We start from the raw sequence: 22,500 nt of genomic DNA, 5'->3' as shown, positions 1-22,500 counted from the left end.
TAGGTTTTATATTGTTTCTCTAGATTCAAAATTCAAATCCAGAGATTGTCATTTGAGCTTTAAGCAATCTTTTCGATATCGCCTTTGAGAATGGTAATGGGTGCATCTTTTTTGAGAACCGTTTCATCTGTCACAACCACTTCCAAAACATCCTTACGGGAAGGAATTTGGAACATGAGCTCCATCATTATCTCTTCTACGATGGCACGAAGTCCACGAGCCCCACTTTCACGTTTGATAGCAGTTTGAGCAATGGCTTCAATGGCAGCTTCCGTGAATTTGAGTTTTACGTTCTCAATATCAAACATCTTTTGGTATTGTTTGAGAAGGGAATTTTTTGGTTCTGTAAAAATAGATTTCAAACTATCGATGGTTAGTTCATCGAGAGTGGCAATGATCGGAAGTCGTCCAATGAATTCTGGAATCAGGCCAAATTTCATTAGGTCATCAGGGATCACGTGATGAACCACAGATTCCCCTTCTTCGATTTTACGGCCTTTATCATTTACAACTTCGTTGGAATGAAAACCGATCGATTTTACACCAACTCGTTGTTTGATGATGTCACTAAGGCCCACAAAGGCTCCTCCACAAATAAAGAGGATATTTTTGGTTTCTACAGGAATGTATTCTTGGTGTGGGTGTTTGCGTCCACCTTGTGGTGGCACATTGGCAACAGTTCCTTCAATGATTTTAAGAAGAGCTTGTTGTACTCCTTCCCCACTCACATCTCGAGTAATGGAAGCAGAATCCGACTTACGGGAAATTTTATCAATTTCGTCGATATAGATGATTCCCATCTCAGCGCGTTTGACATCATTGTCAGCATTTTGAATGAGTTTAAGGATGATGTTTTCCACATCTTCACCCACATAACCTGCTTCAGTAAGAGCAGTGGCATCTACGATGGCAAAAGGAACTTTTAAAATACGAGCCAGTGTTTGTGCGAGAAGTGTTTTTCCAGAACCTGTAGGACCGATAAGCATGATATTGGATTTTTCCAATTCCACATCACCCGCCTTACGTTCGTTATGGAAGATTCTTTTGTAGTGATTGTAAACAGCAACAGACAAAGCTTTTTTCGCTTGTTCTTGTCCAATCACATACTGATCTAAGATTTTTTTGATTTCGGTAGGTTTTGGGATGTCTCCAACAATGGCAGTTTTTTCACCACCTTGCGGCTCTTCTGCGATGATTTCATTACATAACGAAATACACTCATCGCAGATATAAACACCAGGACCAGCGACAAGCCTTCTTACTTCGTCTTGGGCCTTTCCGCAAAAAGAACAATGTAATTTTTCTCTGGGATTTCCCGTTTGGCTTGCACGTTTGGTCATGGAGTTAGCCCCCCTTTAGGCTTGTGGCATCTGTTTGCGTTCTTGGATGACGTTGTCGATGATGCCGTATTCTTTAGCTTCATCAGCACTCATAAAGAAATTTCGTTCTGTATCCTTACGGATTTGGTCCGAGGATTTTCCAGTGTGCCTTCCATAAAGATCGATCAGTTTATCTTTGATCTTTATGATTTCTTTGGCAGAGATTTCAATATCAGATGCTTGTCCACCAGCACCACCGTAAGGTTGGTGTAACATAATTCTAGAGTTAGGAAGTGCAGAACGTTTGCCTTTCGCTCCTCCTGCAAGTAAAAGTGCTGCCATTGAGGACGCTTGTCCAATGCAGAGTGTTCTTACTTCAGGTTTGATGAGTTGCATGGTATCGTAAATGGCAAGGCCAGAACTCACATACCCACCAGGGCTATTGATGTAGAGATAGATATCACGGTCTGGATTCTCTGCTTCTAAAAACAAAAGCTGTGCCGAAATCACATTGGCATAAGTTTCGTCGATAGCAGATCCAAGAAAAATGATCCGATCTTTCAAAAGCCGTGAAAAAATGTCGTATTGGCGTTCGCCACGGCTTGTTTGTTCAATTACATAAGGCATGAGTGTAGACATAGTTTACTCTTCTTTCCCGCTGAGAATTTTCTCTGCTTCTTCCGTTGAAATGGTCTTAGGCGACTTCTTTTCTACCTCAGCGTATACAAACTCGTCGATTTTATCAAACAGGAATTTGTCACGGTAGAAGGTTTCCGCCTTTTGTTTTTGGACTTCTTTTTTCAGAGTTTCGGCAGTAATTCCTTGCTGAGTTGCCTCTTTTTCGTATCCGGCCTCCACTTCTTCGTCAGAAATTTGGATTTTGTGGTCTTCCGCGATTTTCTGCTTCAAAATATAGGTTTGGATGCGTTTTTCAGCCGCTTTGGAGAAGGACTCACGGACTTCTTTTTCTTCCTTGTTCAATCGTTTTGCATAGTCTGCAAGTGAGGAAACAGGAAGGCCAAATTCACGCATAAAGTTTTGGAAAACGGTTTCTGTTTCTTCGTAAATTAAAGACTCAGGAATGATGAATTTGGATTCTTTAATGATTTCGTTATAGGCGTCATCAGTCGCACGTTTAGTGAGTGCGTTACCGAAAATTTCCAATAATTGTTTTTTGGTTTTTTCTTTTAACTCTTGTAAGTTGGCAGAACCATCCACTTCAGAAGCGAAATCATCGTTAATTTCTGGATAAGTTACTTTGTAAACAGCAGAAACGGTTACAGTGTAAACGATGGTTTTTCCAGCAGACTCTGGAGATTGTGGATAAGCGTCCGGATAAGTGAAAGAAAACTCTTTTGTTTCGTTTAGTTTCATCCCAAGAAGATTGGTTTCAAAACCCGGAGGATTTTGAGGAGCACCCATTTGGAATTTTCCCACTTGGCCTTGTTCCGGATATTCTTTGTCAGTTTCTTTGAACTTATAATTGATCTCTAAAAGATCTGCGGATTCTACAGGTTCTCCCTCTTCTTTCAAAGAGTTACGAGCCATGTTTTTTTGAATCCCTTCCAATTCTTTTTGGATGTCTGCGTCAGAAATTTTAATTTCTTTCGGTTGGATTTTGATCTTCTTTAACTTTGGTAAGGTGACTTCTGGTTTGGTGTCATAAGTTGCTTTGGCTTTGGCACCCGTATTTTTATCAAATGTTTCCATTTGGAACTGTGGCAGGCGAATTGGTTTGTGTTCCAATTTATCAAATAGGTCTGCCATTGCTTGGTTTAACATAATGTTAGCAGCATCATCCATCACGGAATCACCGAGAACTTTTTCGACCATATTGAGAGGTGCTTTTCCGGGACGAAAACCGGGGATTTTTACTTTTTCGGATGCATTTTTGTAAGCCTTAGAGTAGGCAGTGCGGACTTCTTCAGCGCTAAATTGAATGCTGAGGTCACAAGTTGCGTTGTTATTTTTTTTTGCCGTAAATTCCATCGTATTATATCCAGTGTAAATAAAGAGAGTGTAGTGGAAAGAAAAAGAAGCGTACCTTCATTAGCGGGAAACGGGACTTGAACCCGCGACCCTCTCCTTGGCAAGGAGATGCTCTACCGCTGAGCTATTCCCGCAGAAGGTTTGTGAAACCATCATTTGGAATCTGGACAAATCGGCAAGGAAAAAAGACGAAAATTACAGAGGAAAATCGAAGTTAATAGGGAAATCGGAAGCCCCCTCATCCATTCGACAAGGAAAACCTCCAAACCAACTAACTGTTATTTAACGAGAAGGCCAAGTTTGTTCCGTCCAGGCTTGTTCCCAAAACATCCATTCATAATTACAACTTTGTTGGAAGGCGGCAACGGCTCGTTTTTTAGAATCTTCATCGGCAAGATCCGCATATTTTTGTAACCGAGAGAGAAGGTTTGTCATATATTCATTAAACCCAGGATCGGAATACATCAGTAACCAAGAAGCATAAGGATGGTCTTCCGGAATGGATCCTTTGAGTTTTAATAAGTGTTGTCCCAGATCAATATAAAGCCAAGGACAAGGGGCAATGGCCGCAAATCCTTCCACTACCCCACCTTTAACAACGGAGGTTATCATATGGTTTTGGTATGCTAAATTGTTGGGAGTCGGTTCGGTTTCGGCAATGGTTTTGGCATCATAACCAAGTGTTTTTCCATACCCCATATGGAGTTGGCTTTCCACAACAAGAGCCATCCTTGCGGCATCCACAAGCCAAAGTTTATCCTCTGGGTCTGTGACCCTTGTGGAAAGAATGGCGCAAGCATCCGAAAAAGATTCTAAATACTTGGCATCTTGGATCTGGTAAAAACGAAAAATTTTTGGATCTAAGGATCCGTCAGCAAGAGCCAAAACAAAGGGATGAGAAAACGAAGCACCAAATGATTTTTTTGCAGATACCTTACAAAGTTCGGCAAAACTTGGGATGGGGAAAGGACTAGTCATCTTAACTCCAGAAAATTATTTTACAAGTAAAGGTTTAAGGTAAGGGTACACTGTGTCCGCAACTAATTTATGGCCAGCGTCCGTGGGATGGATTCCATCCTTTTGGTTGAGTTTGCGAATGGATGCTACTTTTTCCAAAATAAAAGGGACCAAAGGAACATCTTCGTCCTTTGCAAGATCGGGATAGATAGAATTGAATTCTTTTCCATATTTTTTTCCCATATTGGGTGTGGCATACATGCCAACTAACAATATCTTGGTGGATGGGTATTGGGATTTAATTTGGCGGATCATAGAACGAAGATTTTCTTTTGTAACGGAAGGACTAATCCCGCGTAACATATCATTGGCACCTAACTCAAGTACAAAGATAGAGGGTTTTTCTGCCAAAACCCATTCCAATCTTCCCAGTCCACCACTTGTTGTATCGCCGGAAACTCCAGCATTTGTCATTTGATACGAATACCCTTCTGCATTGATTTTTTTGGTAAGGACATGGGGCCAGGCATCTTCAAAATCGAGAAGTCCATACCCTGCTGTGAGAGAATCTCCAAAATAGATGATTCGTTTGGTAACATTCGATTCTTCTATAGCTGTAGAGTTTTTACTTGTTGGGTCGGAGGAATTCCCACAAGAGAGAAGTAGGAAAAAACTAATCAAAATAAAGTACGGCATCAATCATTAGATTGTTTGCGAAGGATGAAAAATCAAACATTTTAAATCAAATCATAGGAAGACTCACTCCACAAATGGGTCACGGAGCGATTGTTTGGAAAAACAAACAATCGGATGGGTTTAATAAATCTTATCGGAGTCGTAGTAAAAGGAAACACCCGGCATGATGTAAAATTCCGTGATTGTGTGTTTGATAGAGCCGGACATTTCCGAAAATCCAATATAAACACTCCTTGCCGAATAGTCACTTCTTGGGACATTTCCGACCGTATCACCTAAATATGATTCGTAGGTTCTTTTGACATCTTGGCGAATCAAACCAATGTCCAAGGAAAATCGACAGTATTGAAAAGACGATTCCAGATTTAGGATGGTACCCTTATCTCTGACCTTCCCCCCATAAGCAGGAACCACACCTGTCAAATGAGAACTTCCATCAGTAAAAATTTCCTGGATGATTTGAGAACCTAACACAGAGAAGTTTCCTTTTCTATCTAACAATTCCACACGTGCACGAAGTTCCCACCAATCACGGAGTTTAAACTTAGTAAAGATCCCAGGCAAAATTCCTTTCATAGAATATTCGGCATTGGCATCTCCTCCAATTGACCAAGTGACTTTGTTCGGAATAGAAGCCTCGGGCCTACTTGTAGAATAAGAACCGTAAGAGATATTATTTCGTTCCGTATAACGGTGGAAATTGATCGAAGGTCCAATCATAAAAATTTTGGAAAAAGGATGAGTGTAAGAAAATCGTAGGTGTTGACTCACACCTTCAAATCGAAGCAAACGATTTCCTTCAAAGGAACTTGCCCAGTATGTATCCGTTCGTGGAGAAAAAAAGTTATTGGAAGCAGGAAGATTACGACTGTATACACCAAGCGAAGTATCTTCTGCAAACTGAACTTCAAATTTATTTTTGTAACCGTACCGAATGTCCCAAAACTGCGAGTTTACACCCAACTCTTTGGCAGGTTTATAAGGAATCGAAAGCGGAGCACCAGGTTCCGAGATCTGACGAAAAAGGGAATTTTGAAACCAAGCAGGTCCTGTTTCATTTAAGATAGCAGGAGAAAGTTTTCCAATCCCCCAACCACCGCGTAACATCAAACGATGTTCATACACTTGGTTGAAAATATCCATCCGAGTTTTGTTATCTTCCCGGTCTTCTAGTGGAACGGAGGTTTTTGTTGTGGTATCTGATCCTTCTTTTGTGTTCTCTTCTGCCAATAAAGGAAACAGTAGAACAGAAAAAAGGATCATAAAAACAAAAATGATACGAATGGACTTCGGTAGATTAGGGATTTTTATCTTAGTAAACAATGCGCACTGTCCCCACATAGATTTCTGTTCTACGGTTTTTCTTTTCCGCAAGCATTGTATCGACTATTTTGTGTAAATCAGCGAAACCATCCACTTCCTTAAAACGTGCTTCAACAATTCTGTGAATTAGTTTTAATTCAAGTTTTACGGATTGAGAACGTTCCTTACTTAACTTAAGGTTCATTGAGAATGCACCCACACTATCCGTGTGTCCACCAATTCGACAATTGGTTTCAGGGTATGCTTCCATAGCGTCCCCAACTTTGGCGATGAGTTCTTTTGCTTTGGGAGTGAGAGTGGATTTACCTGATGGAAAAGCTACGTCCCCATCAATGACGATAAGAAGTTCTCGAAGTCTTTTTTCATCATCTTCGATTCTTTTGAGTTCGACTCCTTTTCCCACAAGACTTCCTCCTACTTCTTCAAAGGGGGTTCCTGTATGTTCGAAATCGTTTCGAAGTCCTTTATATAATTTTTCTAAGTAGTCTGAAGTTCCCAGTTGGTCCAAAGAACCTTCGGGTAAACTCCCCAAATAGTCGCCGGATTTCTCCTCTTTTGGAGTGACACATCCGCAAAATTTTTGAAAAGCAACTGAATCCTTCCATTCTTGTTTTACAATACTATTGCAATTGATAACAAATAACAAAAGGAAGGTGGAATGGATTGGGATTGATAAGTATATTCTTTTACGCATAAAGCCAACAGTCCTTATATTGAGAAGCAACCGCTGAAATCAATTGATAAATTCTCTAATCTAAAATTAACACCATTTGTAATATTGGTTCAGATTATATAACATAAAGTTGCCATACAGATTAGGACTTCCCACTAAAATAACTTCTGGGATTTCGCTACAAATTGTTTACTTTACGTTCACCAACTAACAATTGTCTATAGATCATTCAAATTTACATTCGAAACGGATTTTCGTTGCTCCCAGTGGATAAAATGAAAGATTTGGACTAGTTTTAAGACTCGTGACTGGAAATTATTTATGAACTTTTACCAATACATTCGCCCCTCCCTCCTAGTCCTCTTTTTGTCCTTATTTTCATTTCAAAATTGTAGTGGGCAGGTTTCTGCGGGTGATACCTTCCTATTTGGATTCAGTGAACGATTCGACAAGTTGTTTGGCAATGAAGCCACAGTCGCTTGTTCAACGGATGTGACGATCACTACCAAATCTGTCTCGCTTGTGGAAGACGGAAATGTATCAGCATCATTTAGTACAACGGAAGATTCAGGAATTACTCCTGCACCAACTGACACCGACTTTGGATACAGTAGCTTCGAAACTTGTATCTATCCCAGTTCCCCATTTTCAGGGTCAGTGGAAATTCCAGTATCTCTATCATCTAACTATGGTTCACGGATTACTTCGACCCAATCAGTGCCTGGACCTTTGGCCCTACCGTCAAAACTCACTTTCACTGGAAACGGATTGGCAGCAAGACAGTGTTTTCGATTTACCAGAGTTGATGATGCTCTCAGAAACCCAGTTGTAGATCCGATGACCGTTGCTTTAGGAACAATGGTTCAGAAAGATGGAAGCGGCAACGTAACATCTGGAACATATTCGGGAAAAGATGCCTGTGATATTTCTGTTTCTTTAGAAGATGATGAAGCGCCTGGCGTCAGAGTATCCAATATTCGAGTGATGGAAGAACCCGGGCCTTCTGCTACAACCACTAACGGAACTTTCAAAGTGAGGCTCAGAACTCAGCCGACTGCAAATGTTACAATTCCAATTAACGATGTTTATGATGCAGTGAATGTCGGCAATAGAGAAGGAGTAGCCAATCCCAAAACACTCACTTTCACAAATGCAAACTATAGTGTTGATCAAGTTGTCACTGTATCTTCCGTTGATGATTTAGAACTTGATGGATTAAAATCGTATACAATAGAACTGGGAAAAACGACAAGCACTGATTCTGAATACAATGGAATCAAACCGAGAAACGTAGTGGTTTACAACCTAGATCAAAGTGTACCTGGATTTACTGTCCTTAAATTTAGCGGTGGTTCCACGATCTCTTCTGCAAGTTCGAGTATTGCAACGATTACTGGATTTGCAACTGATGAAAACAATCAGTTTGGAGATAAGTATGCGAACTTTCAAATTCGATTGCGTTCTAAACCAACAAACAATGTAACACTGAATTTTACATCCAATTGTGGAACTAAATGCACAATCCAAACTCCTTCGTTGGTATTCACACCGACCGATTGGAATGCCTACCAGACCTTTCGTGCAATCGGTAATACAGATTCAGCAAATTCGGGAAACCAGGACTACACTGTTTCCTTTACAGTCAGTTCTTCGGACTCAACTTATAGCACAACGGTCTACAAACCGAATTTTTCCATTCGTTCTTGTGACAATGATGGAGGACGACTCATCCAACCTTGTAACTATTCGGGCTCTCCTTTCGGAACAAATAGTAGCCGACTCAGTGCACAAGAAGGAGGCTCTACACAAATTTGGCTTATTACACAAACCTCTCCTGCATCCCCCGTTACAGTTGGCCTTACTTCTGACGACCTAACAGAAGGAACAGTTCCTACCAATGTAACCATCGATTCCAGTAATTTTAATGCTATGGAGACCGGTGCCACAAACAGAATTGCGTTAACCCATGTGGATGATGCTTTGGTTGACCTTACGCAAAACTGGTTGGTCACGACGGCAACTTCTACGGGTGGTTTAGTTTACAACCCTAGTGATATTTATGCAGCAACGACAGATGACGAAAAAGCTTTCTATGTAACCCACACTGGTTCCCCCAGAGAAGGTACAGCCAATGTTGCAACGGTTCATGTTTGTTTGGGAGGAAATAACCCGAGCCAACCAGTTGTATTAAATATTAGCTGTAAAACATATACGTCAGGAGAAGCAGCGTATGGAGAGTGCGGAACCATCACAACATCTCCGATCACATTTCCTATTGGCAGTGAAGTAGAGCCAGCGAATGCTTCAGATGCAGGTTGTGCCAACTCGGCAAACAAACAATCATTCACTGTAAGTGGTCTAGATGACTCCTATGCCGATGGGAACCAATCCTTTGACATTCGTTTTGCAATGGTTGCCAACACGGATACCAACTATTCAGTCGCAACAAATCCTGCTGACCATTCGATTACCAATGAAGACGATGAGCCAACAGGAAAGAAAATATTTACTACAGCGGGAACTTATAAGGGCGAAATGGGAACCGACGGTGTTTTTGGAGCTGACCTTACCTGCAATAACAACAAACCGGCTGGTGTTTCTGGAACTTATAAAGCTTTGATTATCAGTAATAGTGTTGGCGACACTTCCATTGCTAATCACCGGGTTCCTGGTGGAGTCAATTGGGTACTTTCATCTAACTATCATTATTTTCGTTGTACAGGTTCAGGATATAGTGTTTGTAGTGATGAACACACAAGGCTCTTTATTACTAACGGTTCAGCATCGTTTAGCCCAACGACAATGTCTCGTGATTTTTCGACGACTGCAGCCGATGAGTTTTGGACAGGAATGACCAATACCCTGACTCCCGCAACGCAAGCATCAACCCCAAACTCCGCGGCTTGTAACGATGCGTCCCTTGTTTACCGACACAATTGCCATGGGTTTAATTATGAAACTTGTACTACAAATGCTTCAACTTTTTTCTACGGAGAGATCTGGGTTCGTAACGGGGCAGGATCCGTTACGAGTGCGGAAAGAAGATGTGATTTGCAGAAAAAACTGATCTGCGTAGAACAATAAACTAACCCTCACTGCAGCACCTTTAACTTTTCTTTCAGAGCTTTGGCGGCCATTGTAAAACCGCCATCAGCTCCATCCACAAAGTGAACTTCCTCAGAGGAAGCTACTTTCAGCACACAAGTCATTAACGACCGGTTCGAAACAAATATCCCATAACAGAGAAGTCCTTCGGATTCCAATTGTTTTAAAAAAGAAACAAGGGCTTCCCTATGTTCGTGAGATCCATCAATGACCATTTTTAAAGTTCCATCATACTTACGAAAATCAGCAGAAAGAACCTGATAGTCCTTTAATTTGTCCAACGAATAATGCCCCGAACGAAGAGGAATTCCGAACCGCATGGTGAGTGCTACAACCGTTCTTTCCAACCAAATCTGTGTTAGAGTTAAATAGAACTTCAGTCCACTGGCTTTGCCCACACGAGCGAGAGCTTCATTTCGTAAATATGGACCCGAATCTAATTCTATTTGTTTCACTCGAAGAGGATGGTAATCTCCTTCTTCCCCATATTCCGAACGAATGAAATTCAGAACACGAGTGACTGTTTTTTTACAAACTTCAAAATCTTTATGAATGGGTTTGACTATGAGAGAAACAATCTCCCCTCGTTCGCTTGGAATGTCTTTCCAACGACAAGTAAATCCCGTAAAATCAGCAGGGATTATTTTTTCATTTTCGCGAACTAAATAAGACTCATCCTTTCCTTCTTTGATCCACTTTTCTGCGAGAGGTAATGCATCACCAAACAACGAACACTGGACATAGTGATCAGAAGCTCGGAATTTACTGAGAAATAATTCCGCACCTGCTCGATACAATTCCTGAACCGGCACGATCCCCGCCCTCATTTCCAATCCAAAAGCGGACTGCACTTGAGAAATGGTATCCGCGATAGCAGAACGAATCGGAAATAATAAATTGATAGGTAGTAAAAAAGTAACTCCATCACCACCAAATACAAATGGAAAGTCCATATGTCCATAGACATTGGCCACTGCGATGGCGGTAAGTCCTCCAGCCGTGTTCACATCTTTATAACGACCTTCTTCTATGGCCTTTGTGGATCCAACAATGTCCGTAATGAGAATGAACCAATCATCGGGAACTTTTGTGGGCATACTACCTTCAAAGAGATTTTTAAAATCGGGACTTGGTTTTAGGTTTTTATAAAAATCATCCACAGAGAGTCAGACGATGGATTTCGTAGACAAAGCAGATATTTTTCTTAGTTGTCTCGGAAAAGCCGTCTGTAAATCGTACTATCATACCTTATGAACCAAGTTCTTCTTCGCACATCGTTTTCCCTTTTCCTCCTTTTCGGATTTTTTGGCTCTTCCTATTGTTTTGGATTCTATTTAACGGAACTTGCCGCCAACGAACGAAAGGTTTGGTTGGAAGAAAAAGCATGGGCCATCACCAACGCAATGACAGAAGCAGAACTTGTGGGCCAGACCATCCACATTGCCATTCCCCAAAAGATAGTGGATGCAGTCGCTTTAGAAGAGATCGCTGCAACCCAACCAGGAGGGATCATTCTCTTCGGTAAGAACTTAGGTAAAAAGGAAGAAATCCTCTCACTCACAAACAATTTACAATCTGCCGCCAAAGACAAAGGACTTTCCCCCTTTCTCATTTCCACAGACCAAGAAGGCGGTCGAGTCTTTCGAGTCCAAGACGGGATCACACACTACCCGGGAGCTATGGCCGTGGGCCAGACAGGAAATACCGAATGGGGAGAAACTGTTGGATTCGTCACATCCTATGAACTTCGTAACCTCGGACTCAATTTTCTTTTTGCACCCGTTCTTGACATCAACAACAATCCTTTAAACCCAGTGATCAACACACGTTCGTTTGGTTCTGATTCCAAACGAGTTTCCGATGTAGCAGTAGCCTATGAAAGAGGTGCTCGGGCCGGGGGATGCCTTCCTGTCATCAAACACTTTCCGGGGCATGGAGACACGACCGTCGATAGCCACTTAGGGCTTCCAATCATAAATAAAAGTTTGGAAGAGTTAGAACAACTGGAACTAGTTCCTTTCAAAAGGTCTATCACTGGTGGGGCAGAAGCAGTGATGTCTGCTCATATCATGTATCCTAAAATTGACCCTCAGTTTCCAGCCACACTTTCTAAAACAATACTAACGGACGTTTTACGAAAGAATCTAAATTTTGATGGGATCATCATCACAGATGCGATGGAGATGCATGCTATCTCTAAAAATTATGAAAAGGACAGACCAGGAGTATTAACAATCCTTGCCGGTGCCAATATAGTTCTTCTGACTAGTTGGGGTGAAACAGCAAGGAAGTTCAAAGCACAACTCAGTGATGCCTATAAAAATGGCGAGTTTCGTTATGTAGACAAAGAGGGAAAGGAACATGACAAACTCAAAGAAGCTGTACAAAAACAAATCCGCAAAAAATTGGAACTAGGTCTATATGATGAAAATTCCATTCTTCCTAAAGTTTACGATGAAAACCCAAAACAAAAAGAATATTTGGCCAATTGGAATTTGGAAAGAAACCAAAGATATACAAAACTATCTGAATCCAAAAACTTTGTAAAAGAAATCAACGAAGATTCCATCCGCGCCTATCCAAAATCATTCGTAACTTCCGGAATTCTTTCAGAAGGAACTTTATCCTTTGTGAAAAACAATCGCTTAAAAGAAACCCTTGGGACAAAAAAAATAAATTCTGTCCCTTTCAAAAACTTCCCATCGCGATCCAAAGATAAAACCGTCACAACTTATCTTTTTGATTCCACTTCGGAACCAGAAGTTCTATCCGTTGCCGCCCTCGCCAAAAAACATCCTACAAAAAAGTTCATCATCTTACATGGTGGAACTCCTTTCATCAAACTTCCTGAACTTCCTAACTTACAGTATTTGTTATCTTTTTCTTTAACCCAAGGATCTTGGGAAGCATTCGGCGAGAAACTCACTTCAGGAAAAGAAATTCCCAAAGTGGATTTGATTTTATTACAGAAAGGATCGAAGACACCTTCCAAAGGTGCCTTCCCGGAAAGATTGTAATTTTTTTTAAGTCAGAACTTCCCTGACACCACCACGTTTGCGGATTTCTTCATACAAAGTTTTCCGCACTGTTTCGTCCGCATCTACATAACGAAGCAAATACAAATCTGACTTTTGTTTGGTGGGCATCATTTTGGCACGGATATTAAACGTTGGTCCATTTTCTAAACTAAAACTCACTTCCCAAAGATCTTGAAGTTTCCAAATTTCAGGCGATATTCCAGAAGGGAAGGTAAACAATACTCCACGATCAGACAAACGTTCTGACATAGTAATAAACACTGTTGGAGTTTCTTTCATTTCAAATCGTTTCTGATTGTTCTCTTTTTGATCTTTGGCAATACGTTTCAAAACTTCCAATTGTTTATCGATATTTTCTTCTGTGAGAAGAAGTTTGTTTTTATCGAGTTCTAATACCTGTTTTTTTTCATCTGGTGGTGGCCAAGGGGAAACCGTAAGAGATACTTTTTCCATAAGCATTAAATGGGATTCCCCTTTCCTTTCAATTTTTCCATTAAAATGAAAAATGGCACCACTTTCATTAGTTCTAATTACCGTTCCTTCCAGCAGATAACCACCGCTACTTGGTCGAAACACATACAATTTTGCTTCCTTACCTGGAACCAATAAATCCTTCGAAAGACCTTTGATTGACAAAAGAAGTTCATCTGCCGTTTTTTGCATCACATAGGTTAACTCCTCTCGCCCATCGGCTTCGAGGGCTGCAACCTCCCCCACAGAGAGATCATTGAGAGAAAGAATTTCTTTTTTGAACTCCACCCCTGATCGAAAAAGTTTATCAAAAAGATCGACTTCCTTTTCCGTTGTATTGGTGTTGGATTTTAAAAAATACCGATACAAAGCGTTTTTAAGTTTGTTCCGGTTTTCAGGCAGAAGATAAATTTCACGTTCGTCTTCATTCAAATGGTCATAAAAAGAATGCAGAATGTTGAGTTCGAGTTGGTTACATTTCCTAGCGGCGGCATATCTTTGGAACTCAACCCAATGATTGACTACGCTTGTTTGTTTGTTTTGTAAATAATTCATCGCCTTCACGTAAATAAAGGCAGCAACTCCCATAAGAAAGATGTAAAAGAGGTAGATCATCTCAAATTTTGGAAAAATCCAAACGACTTGTGCTATAAAATTCATAAATTACTTTTCCTCATATCCGTATTGTGTCGAATGGAAGCAAGGTGAGTTCCTCCTACTTCAAAATTATCGGCAAAAATCCTCTCCACGGAACAGTAGTTCCCCAAGGAAATAAAAACGAAGCGCTCCCGCTTCTTGGAGCCCTCCTTCTTTGGGAAGGGGACGTCATTCTGGATAACCTTCCGGAAATTGCCGATGTTCTCAAACTCATGGAAGTCCTCCGCCAAATTGGAGTGGAAATCACAGCCCTCGATACAAAAGGATCTTACCTCTTTCAGAAAAAAAATCCAGTGAAATCGGATCTCCCCTATGAACTTTGTTCTCAACTCCGGGGAGCTGTGACACTGGCCGGTCCAATTCTTGCGCGTACAGGAAGGGTCTTCCTTCCGAAACCTGGTGGTGACAAAATTGGTCGTCGCCGTATGGACACCCACTTACTTGCCTTAGAGGCACTTGGTGCCAAAATCGAAGTTTTTCCCGACGGATATATGATCACTGCTGACCGTTTGGTGGGAAAAGACATCTTACTTGATGAAGCTTCTGTAACTGCAACAGAAAATGCAGTGATGGCTGCTGTATATGCGGAAGGCCTAACAACGATTCGTAACGCAGCATCGGAACCACATGTTCAAGGACTTTGCCGTTTTTTAATTGCGGCTGGTGCCAAAATTGAAGGTGTCGGAACAAATCACCTAATGATTGCAGGTGTGACCAAACTTACCTCACCGATTGGTGGACTTAGACACAGAATTGGTTCTGACTATTTAGAAATTGGTTCCTTCATTAGCCTAGCAGCCGTTACTGGTGGAGAAATCCATATTACTGACGTAAATCCAGAAGACATACGAATGATTCGTATGGTATATTCGCGTTTGGGTATCGAGGTGAGACCAACGGAAAATGGAATCCTTGTCCCTTCGGATCAAAAGATGGAAATCATTCCGGATTACCATGGTGCCACTCCCAAAATTGACGACGCTCCTTGGCCTGGATTTCCAGCAGATATGACCTCAGTAGCGCTTGTGACAGCTACCCAGTGTAAAGGGACAGTCCTCATCCACGAAAAACTTTTTGAATCTAGACTCTTCTTCGTAGACAATATCATTGCTATGGGTGCACAAATCATCCTTTGTGATCCCCACAGAGCCATCGTGATTGGTGCCAACCGTTTGTACGGGCAAAGGGTCGCAAGCCCCGACATCCGAGCCGGTATGGCCATGATCATTGCTGCCCTTTGTGCCGAAGGCCAAAGTGAAATTCATAACATTGTTCAAATTGACAGAGGTTTTGAATCGATTGACACTCGTCTCCGTTCTTTGGGTGCTCAAATCGAAAGAGTCTCCGATTAGATGAAACGAAAGGATCTTTTTCGTGAAGGTTTTAAGTCTGTCTTCCAATTTACATTTAACAAAGCAGACGAATTAACCGAAGCCATACGAGAGGTTTGGGAAGAAGAAAAAACTCCCAAACCAAAAACTGCCCGCAAAAAAAAATTACCATCTAGCAAAGAAAAGTCGAAACCAAAACCAACAACAGTCCGGAAACGCAAAACAAGAATGTTTCAGACTCTTGCCCTTCCTCCCGGTGCTTCTCCTGATTTTTTCTCTCTATGTACTGGATGTAATGAATGTATTTTTGCCTGTCCATACGCCGTCTTATTTCCTGTCACAATTCCAGAATCTGGAAAGAATTTTCCCCATTTTGATCCTAACGCAAAAGCATGTCATCTCTGCACTGATTGGCCGTGTATTAGTGTTTGTCCTGAAGAAGCACTACTTCCGTACGAAGTGTCCGGTGAAAAACCAAATTTCGGTAAGGCGAAGGCGATCGCTGAACATTGTATTAACGAAAAAACTGGTGAATCGACCTGTAATGTCTGTTTTGTTACATGTCCGATTGAAAAAACAGTGAAATTTAAAGGGAATTTGCCAGTTTTTTCATCATCTTCTTGTACTGGATGTGGACTTTGTGTTGAATCTTGTCCTAGTTTTCCTAAAGCAATTCAAATCAATTTCAAAAAACAATAATGATCACCTATCAATCGTTTTAGAAAAAAAATCATCGCAAAACATCAAAAAATTGTTATTCGATGAAAAAATATCTTGAATTTTTTAGAGAGAAGAGAGATACCCTTGTTAGAGCAAGGGAATTTCCCTCGTCAAAAAGATAAAAATTTCAATTTAAAGGAAAAAGAAAGCTATGGAACCACAAAAAGTAGGCCCAGGACAAATCGACAAAATTGCAGAGGATTTGAAAAAAGATCCTGAAAAATCCATTGGAAATTACCTTTTCAAAGGATTCAGAATTCAAATCTCTAAATACAAAGCTTCCGGAGCGGAAAGAGTACAACAACTCTATAAAAGAAGAAGAGCTCAAGGTCTTTGCATCGTTTGTGGAACTAAAGTCACTCGTAAAAATCCTGTAACAGGAATCCTTTACAGACTTTGCGACACACACAGAGCAGAAATTGACCAAAAAAACAAAGAAAAAGCTAAAGCAAAAAAAGGAAAATAGACCTTTATCTGCATTTTTCTAACTAAGAGGGGACTTTGGTCCCCTTTTTTGTTTACAGGCACATCCTTCCGCCTATCCTTTTTGTCATGAAGTTTCTCCTACCAATTTTAGCCCTAACCTTAATCGGATGCTCTCAAATGATCTGGCGCCATGCACAATTGGCAGAAGAAGTCTCTCCAAGTAATGACCCCAATTTCAATTTAGTTCTTACCGTAGCTTATGAAGAAAAAGATTCGTGGAATCCTTTAAACGGAACAACGGACAAACGAAATTATACAAGTAAAATCAAATTAATAAAAAATGGAACGACCGGTGGTAAATCCGTTAAAGAATGGGATCTTCCATCTTGGTCTCTCGGCGACGGAATGTTTTACCATACAAATTCTGCCACGTTATTTGTGTTATATGGAAAAGATGATGAATATGGAACACTAAACCAAACACTATCTTTATATCCAGAAACAGGTGGTGCCTTTTCTTATCCGGCCACCCCCGAAAAACGAATCATCTTCCAGATGGCTCCCTCCCCTAACGGCAACTTGGTGGCACTGGTCACTGCGAGTCCAACTGCAGAGGGAGAATTTTCTGAATTTGAATTGAACATCATCCAACTCATCGACAAAAAAATCCAAAGTTTTCCCATCAACTTTTGGACGGCCCTTCCTCTTTATGGAATCCGCTGGGCGGAAGATGGAAAAAAACTCTATCTCCGAACTCCTGACCGCGTTTTGGTTTGGGCTGGATCAGAAATCCAAGAAACCAAATCCTTTCCTGATTGTTTTACCGTCTCCACAAACTTCGGCAAGTGGGCCTATGAATCCGCAAGTGTCGGTGAAGGTGGAAATGTCATCTTAGGAAAAAAATTACCCACACCACGTCAAATTTCCAATATCGATCAAATCAAACTCTGTCGTTAGAGGCAGTTCCCGTTTATGGCCCCTGATCCGTAAAAGGAAGGGGCCATAGAAACCAGGGTGTTTCCTGCGAACAGCCATCAAGGGGGTGTCATACTAGTCTCTAGATAACCGCCCTCAATCCCACACTCACCCCAGACCAACCCTCAATTCGCTTGATTTAATTATGTCACATGATTGGATGAGTGAAAAGCCCCCATGATCGAAAAGAAATTTACGGAACATATCGATGCCATTTCCAAATACCTGAATGTCGTCGAAAAAATTGAACCCATTCGTAAAAGTGGGGTCGTTGTATCCGTGGTGGGCAATGTCATTTATTCCCAAGGGCCGCCTGATTCTAAGGTGGGGGAAATTTTAGAAGTCGAACGTGGTTCGGACAAAGGATATCTTGCCTGTGTCCTTGTCGGTTTCAAAGACCATCTCTACACCTTAATGCCATTAGGTGATACCCAAGAAATATTTCCGCATGCTTTTGTTTTTTCATCCGGGAGACAAATCACTTTAAACGCAGGTCCCGAGTTATTAGGACGTGTGTTAAACGGTCTTGGCAAACCCATCGACAACAAAGGGATCCTCATTACCAAAGAAGAAAGAGCATCCGAACCTCGTTTTTTAAATCCACTCGACCGCCCTCCCATCACTGACATTTTAGAAACAGGTGTTCGTGCGATTGATGGAATGTTAACTGTAGGCCGTGGCCAAAGGATTGGAATTTTTTCTGGTTCTGGTGTAGGTAAGTCGAGTTTACTTGGGATGATCGCCCGTTATACGAACGCTGATGTGAACGTTGTGGCTCTGATCGGAGAAAGGGGTCGCGAGGTAAATGAATTCTTACATGTGGAACTAGGTAAAGAAGCTCTCGCAAAATCGGTTGTTTTTGTAGCAACTTCTGATTCTTCCAAAATGGAACAAGTAAGTTGCGCCAACTTAGCTTGTTCTGCGGCCGAATACTTTCGAGAAAAAGGAATGTCCGTTAATTTATATATGGACTCCCTCACTCGTTATGCGGAGGCACTGAGGGAACTTTCTATTGGAGAGCCAGTGGTAACCAAAGGATATGCATCCAGTGTATTTACCAAAATGGCTAAACTTGTAGAGAGGGCCGGAACTTCACATAACGGTGGTTCTATTACAGGTTTTTATACCGTATTAACAGACGCCGAAGATGATATGGATGATATTGTTGCAGATAAGGTGCGCGGATTTATTGACGGTCACATTGTTCTTACAAGAAAACTCGCAGAACAAAGTCATTATCCAGCAATTGATGTTCCAGCTTCTCTTTCAAGGTTGATGCAAAAGATTGTGAATGAAGATCATTATATGCGGTCATCCATCGTTCGGGAACTCATTTCTAAATACAAAAACTCAGAAGACATCATCTTACTCAACGCTTATGTTCGTGGTGCCGATGAGAAGGTAGATATGGCCATAGATAAAAAATCTCAAATTGATGATTATCTTAGGCAAAGGATTGAGGAAAAATCTAATTACAATGATGCCACGAACCGACTCACAAAAATTTTACAATCTTCGGTTCGTAACGAAGATGATTTTTAATCTAACTGAACATCCCAATTTGACTTTATCGTTTGATTTGTAATTCGTACTGATGTCTAAATTTTCTAAAACCAAATTACTGATCTAAAAAATCACTCAATTTCTAAAACCACTAAAGTCACATCATCATCTGGGGAACGATTCCCTGTAAATTCTTTGATCCTTTCGAGTAATAGACGTTTGGATTCAGAAATAGGATACCCACTGTATCTATGTACGATGGTTTCCCAATTTTCCTGACCAATCATTTCTTTTTCTTTATTCGTAGCTTCCGTAATCCCATCGGTATATAATACAATTCGATCCCCAGTACGGAGAGGGACCACATCTTCCTGAATGTCTAGTTCAGGAATCCAACCGATGAGTTTTCCTTGTGGCAAACTGAGTTTGGATTTGGATTCTCCCACACGGTTGATGATGAGGGGTGGATGACCACAACGAGCATGGATCATTTCTTTTGTTTCCAAATTGATATAAATATAAGAGGCAGTGAGGAAGGCCCCCTTCATTTTTCCAAGTAAAGTGGAATTGATTTGAGTCATAAGTTGGGCCGGTTCCCTAGACAAACGTATCTGAGTGGAAAAGGCAATTTTTAACATAGCTGAGATGAGGGCCGCAGGAATTCCATGCCCCGAAACGTCAGCAACCATCACACCAAGTTCCGTTTCGGAAATGGCATGAAAATCAAAGAAGTCTCCTCCTACGCTGTCCATAGGTTCATAATAAAATTCAGTTTTAATACCGGCAATGTTCGGAGCTTCTTCGGGAAGGATGGAACTTTGGAGTTTTCTAGCAAGACCCAACTCATTTTGGAAGGCAATGAATTTGTTTTGTTCTTCTACTGCTTTTTTTAAAGTAATTAAATTTTTTGCACGAGATATTAACTCCCGTTTGTCGAAAGGTTTAGCCAAATAATCATTTCCACCGGCTTCCAAAGCAGCAATGATATCGGTGATTTGGTTCTTTGCAGTTAAAAATAAAATAGGCAGTTGGTATAAGGAATAAGATTCTCTTAATACCGTACAAACATCATAACCACTCATCCCGGGCATCATAATATCCAGTAACATCAACTCAAACGGGCCTTCATCCCTTACCATGCGGATGGCATCTCCACCATTGGCCGCTTCATGAACATCACACCCAATAAGTGTTAGATGGTTTTTGAGAACTTGGCGATTGATTGGCTCATCATCCACAACAAGGACTTTGATTTTTTCCCCATCATACTCTTCCGTAATTTCTTCGATGGGTTCAAATTCTGGGGACTCACCTCCAAACCAGAGATCTGTCTTTTTGACGGGAGGTTTTTCCATCGGAATCTCTCCTTCCCTTGCCAAAGGAAGTGTGAATCGGAAAGTAGAACCCTCTCCCTCAGTAGACTCCACCCAAATGGTTCCGCCGTGTAATTCTACCAAACGTTTGGATATCGCAAGCCCAAGTCCAGTTCCACCAAACTTACGTGTGGTGGATGCATCCACTTGTTCAAAGGATCGAAAAATATCCGCAAATTTATCTTTTGGGATTCCAATTCCCGTATCTTTAATCGAAAGGACCAACATCCTTTCCATAATTTCAGCTGAAACATCAATCCGGCCTTTTTCTGTAAACTTAATGGCATTACCAATTAAATTGAATAGGATTTGTTGGAGTCGTGCTTCATCCCCGAGAATCGGAGGAAAATCCATGGGCACATGGTTACGAACGGTTAGATTTTTTGTAAAATATAGAGGTCTAGAAATCACAAGAACCAAATCACAGATCTGGTGAAGGTCTATAGCTTTGAGATCCAAATCCAAATCTCTATTTTTCATTTTGGAAAAGTCCAAAATATCATCCACAAGGGAAGACAAACGTTTTCCAGAACTGACAATCATCCCTAAATTCTGCCTTTGTTCTTGATTTAGTTTTCCACCAATACCATCAAACATAGATTCGGCGATACCAATAATTCCATTCAGAGGTGTTTTTAATTCATGTGAAGTATTTGCTAAAAACTCATCCTTTAATTTGTCGAGGGCAAGGAGTCGTTTGGAAAGAGATTCCACATCAGAAAACGCCCGACTAAACCTTCTGGAGAGCGTTAAAGATTGTACCAAAATAAAAACAAAGATCCCAATTGGGATGGCTTCTACCGTATAAACAATCTGATATGCGTTGAGTAAATCAATGAAGGCTGCGATCGCCACGGATATGATCCCGATGGCAAATAATAAACTACTCTCTTTTCTAGCCAAAACTGCGCGGAACACACCTTGAAATATCAAAAGAATTCCAGAAAGTAAAACAATATGAAAGTATCCATTTAACTTTGTGTAAACGGGTGTGGGTAGAACCAAAATAAAACTGACAAAAACTAAAGTGGGAACTAGTAGAATTCGATGCATCCAACGAGGATAGAAGTTAGGATAAAATTCACGAAAAAAAGCAAAGAAAAGATAGGGAGATAAATAAAAGGTTAAAAATTCAAGACGAAGGCAAAGATTCCAGCTGATATAAGGTGCGATTTCATTGAACCCAAACCTCTCGCCAGTAAACAAAGTACGAAGGGACAGAAGAAGAGCTGCAAAACCAAAAAGTAAATTTCCCTTATCGGAACGTCTAAAATAGAACAATCCAAAATGGTATAATGCGATGATGAAAACGGCCCCGGCCAAAAATAAAGAAGAAGCTAAGTCTTTTTCATTTTCCTTTAAAAGTTTGTTCCATTCTCCTACGTAAGGCGGCTCCCACATTCCCCCTTTGTCATGTTGAAAATTAGAGATTTCCACCAATAGTTCGTTAGGTCCCTCCTTCCAAGGAAGTGGGTAAAATTGAAATTGGTAAGAAGGTATGGACTCTTCTGGAATTTTGGAAACGACTCCCGAAGAACCGAGAAGTTTTCCGTTCCAAAACACACGGGAGGCCGTGGCCATATCCACAAGTTTGATTCCATAAACTGCATCTGGATCCGTTCCCTCAGGTCTTTCCAAAACCAAACGGTAGGTTCCAAATCCATTCCCTGTACCAAATTCTGAATTCCAAATTCCGGGAACCAAAACTTCCAGTTTGGTCTTTGGAATCTCCAATTGTTCGGATAAAAATGTATGCGGATAGAACTCCCATGACCCTTCCAAGTGGACTGGGTTTCCCTGGCTTTTGCGTACAATTTCGGAGGGAGGGGTTGCCAACAACTGGGATACCGTTAGGTTATAGAGGACAAACGCCGAAACAATCAGATGTAAGTGTTTATAAGACAATATTGCAAGTTTTACTCATTTTTTTAAAAATACGAGTAA

General features: G+C 41.0%; 17 protein-coding genes and 1 tRNA gene. 7 read left to right on the top strand and 11 right to left on the bottom strand.

The window, feature by feature from the left end; genetic code table 11:
* Nucleotides 1–59: 59 nt before the first annotated feature.
* The 8 genes from clpX to EHQ49_RS06520 form a co-directional block, all read right to left on the bottom strand.
* Entirely contained in the window at nt 60–1,340 is a 1,281-nt protein-coding gene (gene clpX / locus EHQ49_RS06555) for an ATP-dependent Clp protease ATP-binding subunit ClpX (RefSeq protein ID WP_135577481.1), read from the bottom strand.
* 15 nt (nt 1,341–1,355) lie between these two features.
* Nucleotides 1,356–1,958 carry an ATP-dependent Clp endopeptidase proteolytic subunit ClpP gene (gene clpP, locus EHQ49_RS06550; RefSeq protein WP_135577479.1) on the bottom strand — a complete coding sequence of 201 codons (603 nt, stop codon included), beginning with the start codon at nt 1,956–1,958 and terminating at the stop codon, nt 1,356–1,358.
* 3 nt (nt 1,959–1,961) lie between these two features.
* Nucleotides 1,962–3,308 (bottom strand): trigger factor, encoded by a 1,347-nt coding sequence (gene tig / locus EHQ49_RS06545; protein WP_135577476.1) that lies wholly within the window; start codon nt 3,306–3,308, stop codon nt 1,962–1,964.
* Nucleotides 3,309–3,370: 62 nt separating this feature from the next.
* A tRNA-Gly gene (locus tag EHQ49_RS06540) sits at nt 3,371–3,442 on the bottom strand.
* A gap of 148 nt (nt 3,443–3,590) precedes the next feature.
* Nucleotides 3,591–4,286, bottom strand: coding sequence for a TenA family protein (locus tag EHQ49_RS06535; protein ID WP_135577474.1), 696 nt, complete (start codon nt 4,284–4,286; stop codon nt 3,591–3,593).
* A gap of 15 nt (nt 4,287–4,301) precedes the next feature.
* Nucleotides 4,302–4,961, bottom strand: a complete 660-nt coding sequence (locus tag EHQ49_RS06530; protein ID WP_135577471.1) for an arylesterase — start codon at nt 4,959–4,961, stop codon at nt 4,302–4,304.
* Nucleotides 4,962–5,081: 120 nt separating this feature from the next.
* Complete coding sequence (locus EHQ49_RS06525; RefSeq protein WP_208732164.1) at nt 5,082–6,284, bottom strand: hypothetical protein; 1,203 nt, start codon at nt 6,282–6,284, stop codon at nt 5,082–5,084.
* The gene (locus tag EHQ49_RS06520) at nt 6,274–6,978 is read right to left on the bottom strand and encodes an OmpA family protein (protein WP_135577468.1); all 705 of its coding nucleotides are present in this window, start codon (nt 6,976–6,978) and stop codon (nt 6,274–6,276) included. The genes EHQ49_RS06525 and EHQ49_RS06520 overlap by 11 nt, the downstream gene beginning before the upstream one ends.
* A 300-nt stretch (nt 6,979–7,278) precedes the next feature.
* Here EHQ49_RS06520 and EHQ49_RS06515 point away from each other — a divergent pair, with 300 nt between their 5' ends.
* On the top strand, nt 7,279–10,041 hold the full coding sequence (locus EHQ49_RS06515; RefSeq protein ID WP_135577466.1) for a DUF1554 domain-containing protein: 2,763 nt from the start codon (nt 7,279–7,281) through the stop codon (nt 10,039–10,041).
* A gap of 8 nt (nt 10,042–10,049) precedes the next feature.
* On the opposite strand, the gene EHQ49_RS06510 is transcribed toward EHQ49_RS06515, so the two are convergent.
* Entirely contained in the window at nt 10,050–11,222 is a 1,173-nt protein-coding gene (locus EHQ49_RS06510) for a DUF3095 domain-containing protein (RefSeq protein ID WP_135577464.1), read from the bottom strand.
* Between the two features lie 90 nt (nt 11,223–11,312).
* On the opposite strand from EHQ49_RS06510, the gene EHQ49_RS06505 reads away from it, so the two are divergent.
* Complete coding sequence (locus tag EHQ49_RS06505) at nt 11,313–13,079, top strand: glycoside hydrolase family 3 protein (protein WP_135577462.1); 1,767 nt, start codon at nt 11,313–11,315, stop codon at nt 13,077–13,079.
* Nucleotides 13,080–13,085: 6 nt separating this feature from the next.
* On the opposite strand, the gene EHQ49_RS06500 is transcribed toward EHQ49_RS06505, so the two are convergent.
* Nucleotides 13,086–14,231 carry a hypothetical protein gene (locus EHQ49_RS06500; RefSeq protein ID WP_135577460.1) on the bottom strand — a complete coding sequence of 382 codons (1,146 nt, stop codon included), beginning with the start codon at nt 14,229–14,231 and terminating at the stop codon, nt 13,086–13,088.
* Between the two features lie 44 nt (nt 14,232–14,275).
* Here EHQ49_RS06500 and murA point away from each other — a divergent pair, with 44 nt between their 5' ends.
* The 5 genes from murA to EHQ49_RS06475 all read left to right on the top strand — a co-directional run bounded on the left by murA (nt 14,276) and on the right by EHQ49_RS06475 (nt 19,222).
* Nucleotides 14,276–15,580 (top strand): UDP-N-acetylglucosamine 1-carboxyvinyltransferase, encoded by a 1,305-nt coding sequence (gene murA, locus EHQ49_RS06495; RefSeq protein ID WP_135577458.1) that lies wholly within the window; start codon nt 14,276–14,278, stop codon nt 15,578–15,580.
* Nucleotides 15,581–16,258, top strand: coding sequence for a 4Fe-4S dicluster domain-containing protein (locus EHQ49_RS06490; protein ID WP_135577456.1), 678 nt, complete (start codon nt 15,581–15,583; stop codon nt 16,256–16,258).
* A gap of 172 nt (nt 16,259–16,430) precedes the next feature.
* On the top strand, nt 16,431–16,745 hold the full coding sequence (locus EHQ49_RS06485; protein ID WP_002973161.1) for an LIC10235 family protein: 315 nt from the start codon (nt 16,431–16,433) through the stop codon (nt 16,743–16,745).
* A gap of 137 nt (nt 16,746–16,882) precedes the next feature.
* A complete protein-coding gene (locus tag EHQ49_RS06480; RefSeq protein WP_135577454.1) occupies nt 16,883–17,662 on the top strand; it encodes a hypothetical protein in 780 nt (259 codons plus the stop codon).
* 195 nt (nt 17,663–17,857) lie between these two features.
* Entirely contained in the window at nt 17,858–19,222 is a 1,365-nt protein-coding gene (locus tag EHQ49_RS06475) for a FliI/YscN family ATPase (protein ID WP_135577452.1), read from the top strand.
* A 92-nt stretch (nt 19,223–19,314) separates the two neighbouring features.
* Here the strand turns inward: EHQ49_RS06475 and EHQ49_RS06470 are convergent, their stop codons facing one another.
* Nucleotides 19,315–22,338 carry a SpoIIE family protein phosphatase gene (locus EHQ49_RS06470; protein ID WP_244241374.1) on the bottom strand — a complete coding sequence of 1,008 codons (3,024 nt, stop codon included), beginning with the start codon at nt 22,336–22,338 and terminating at the stop codon, nt 19,315–19,317.
* Between the last annotated feature and the right edge of the window lie 162 nt (nt 22,339–22,500).

It is taken from the genome of Leptospira perdikensis (assembly GCF_004769575.1).
Classification (GTDB): Bacteria; Spirochaetota; Leptospiria; order Leptospirales; family Leptospiraceae; genus Leptospira_A; species Leptospira_A perdikensis.
The sequence above is the reverse complement of the archived record's forward strand: the minus strand, read 5'-3'. Positions and strand labels throughout refer to the sequence as shown.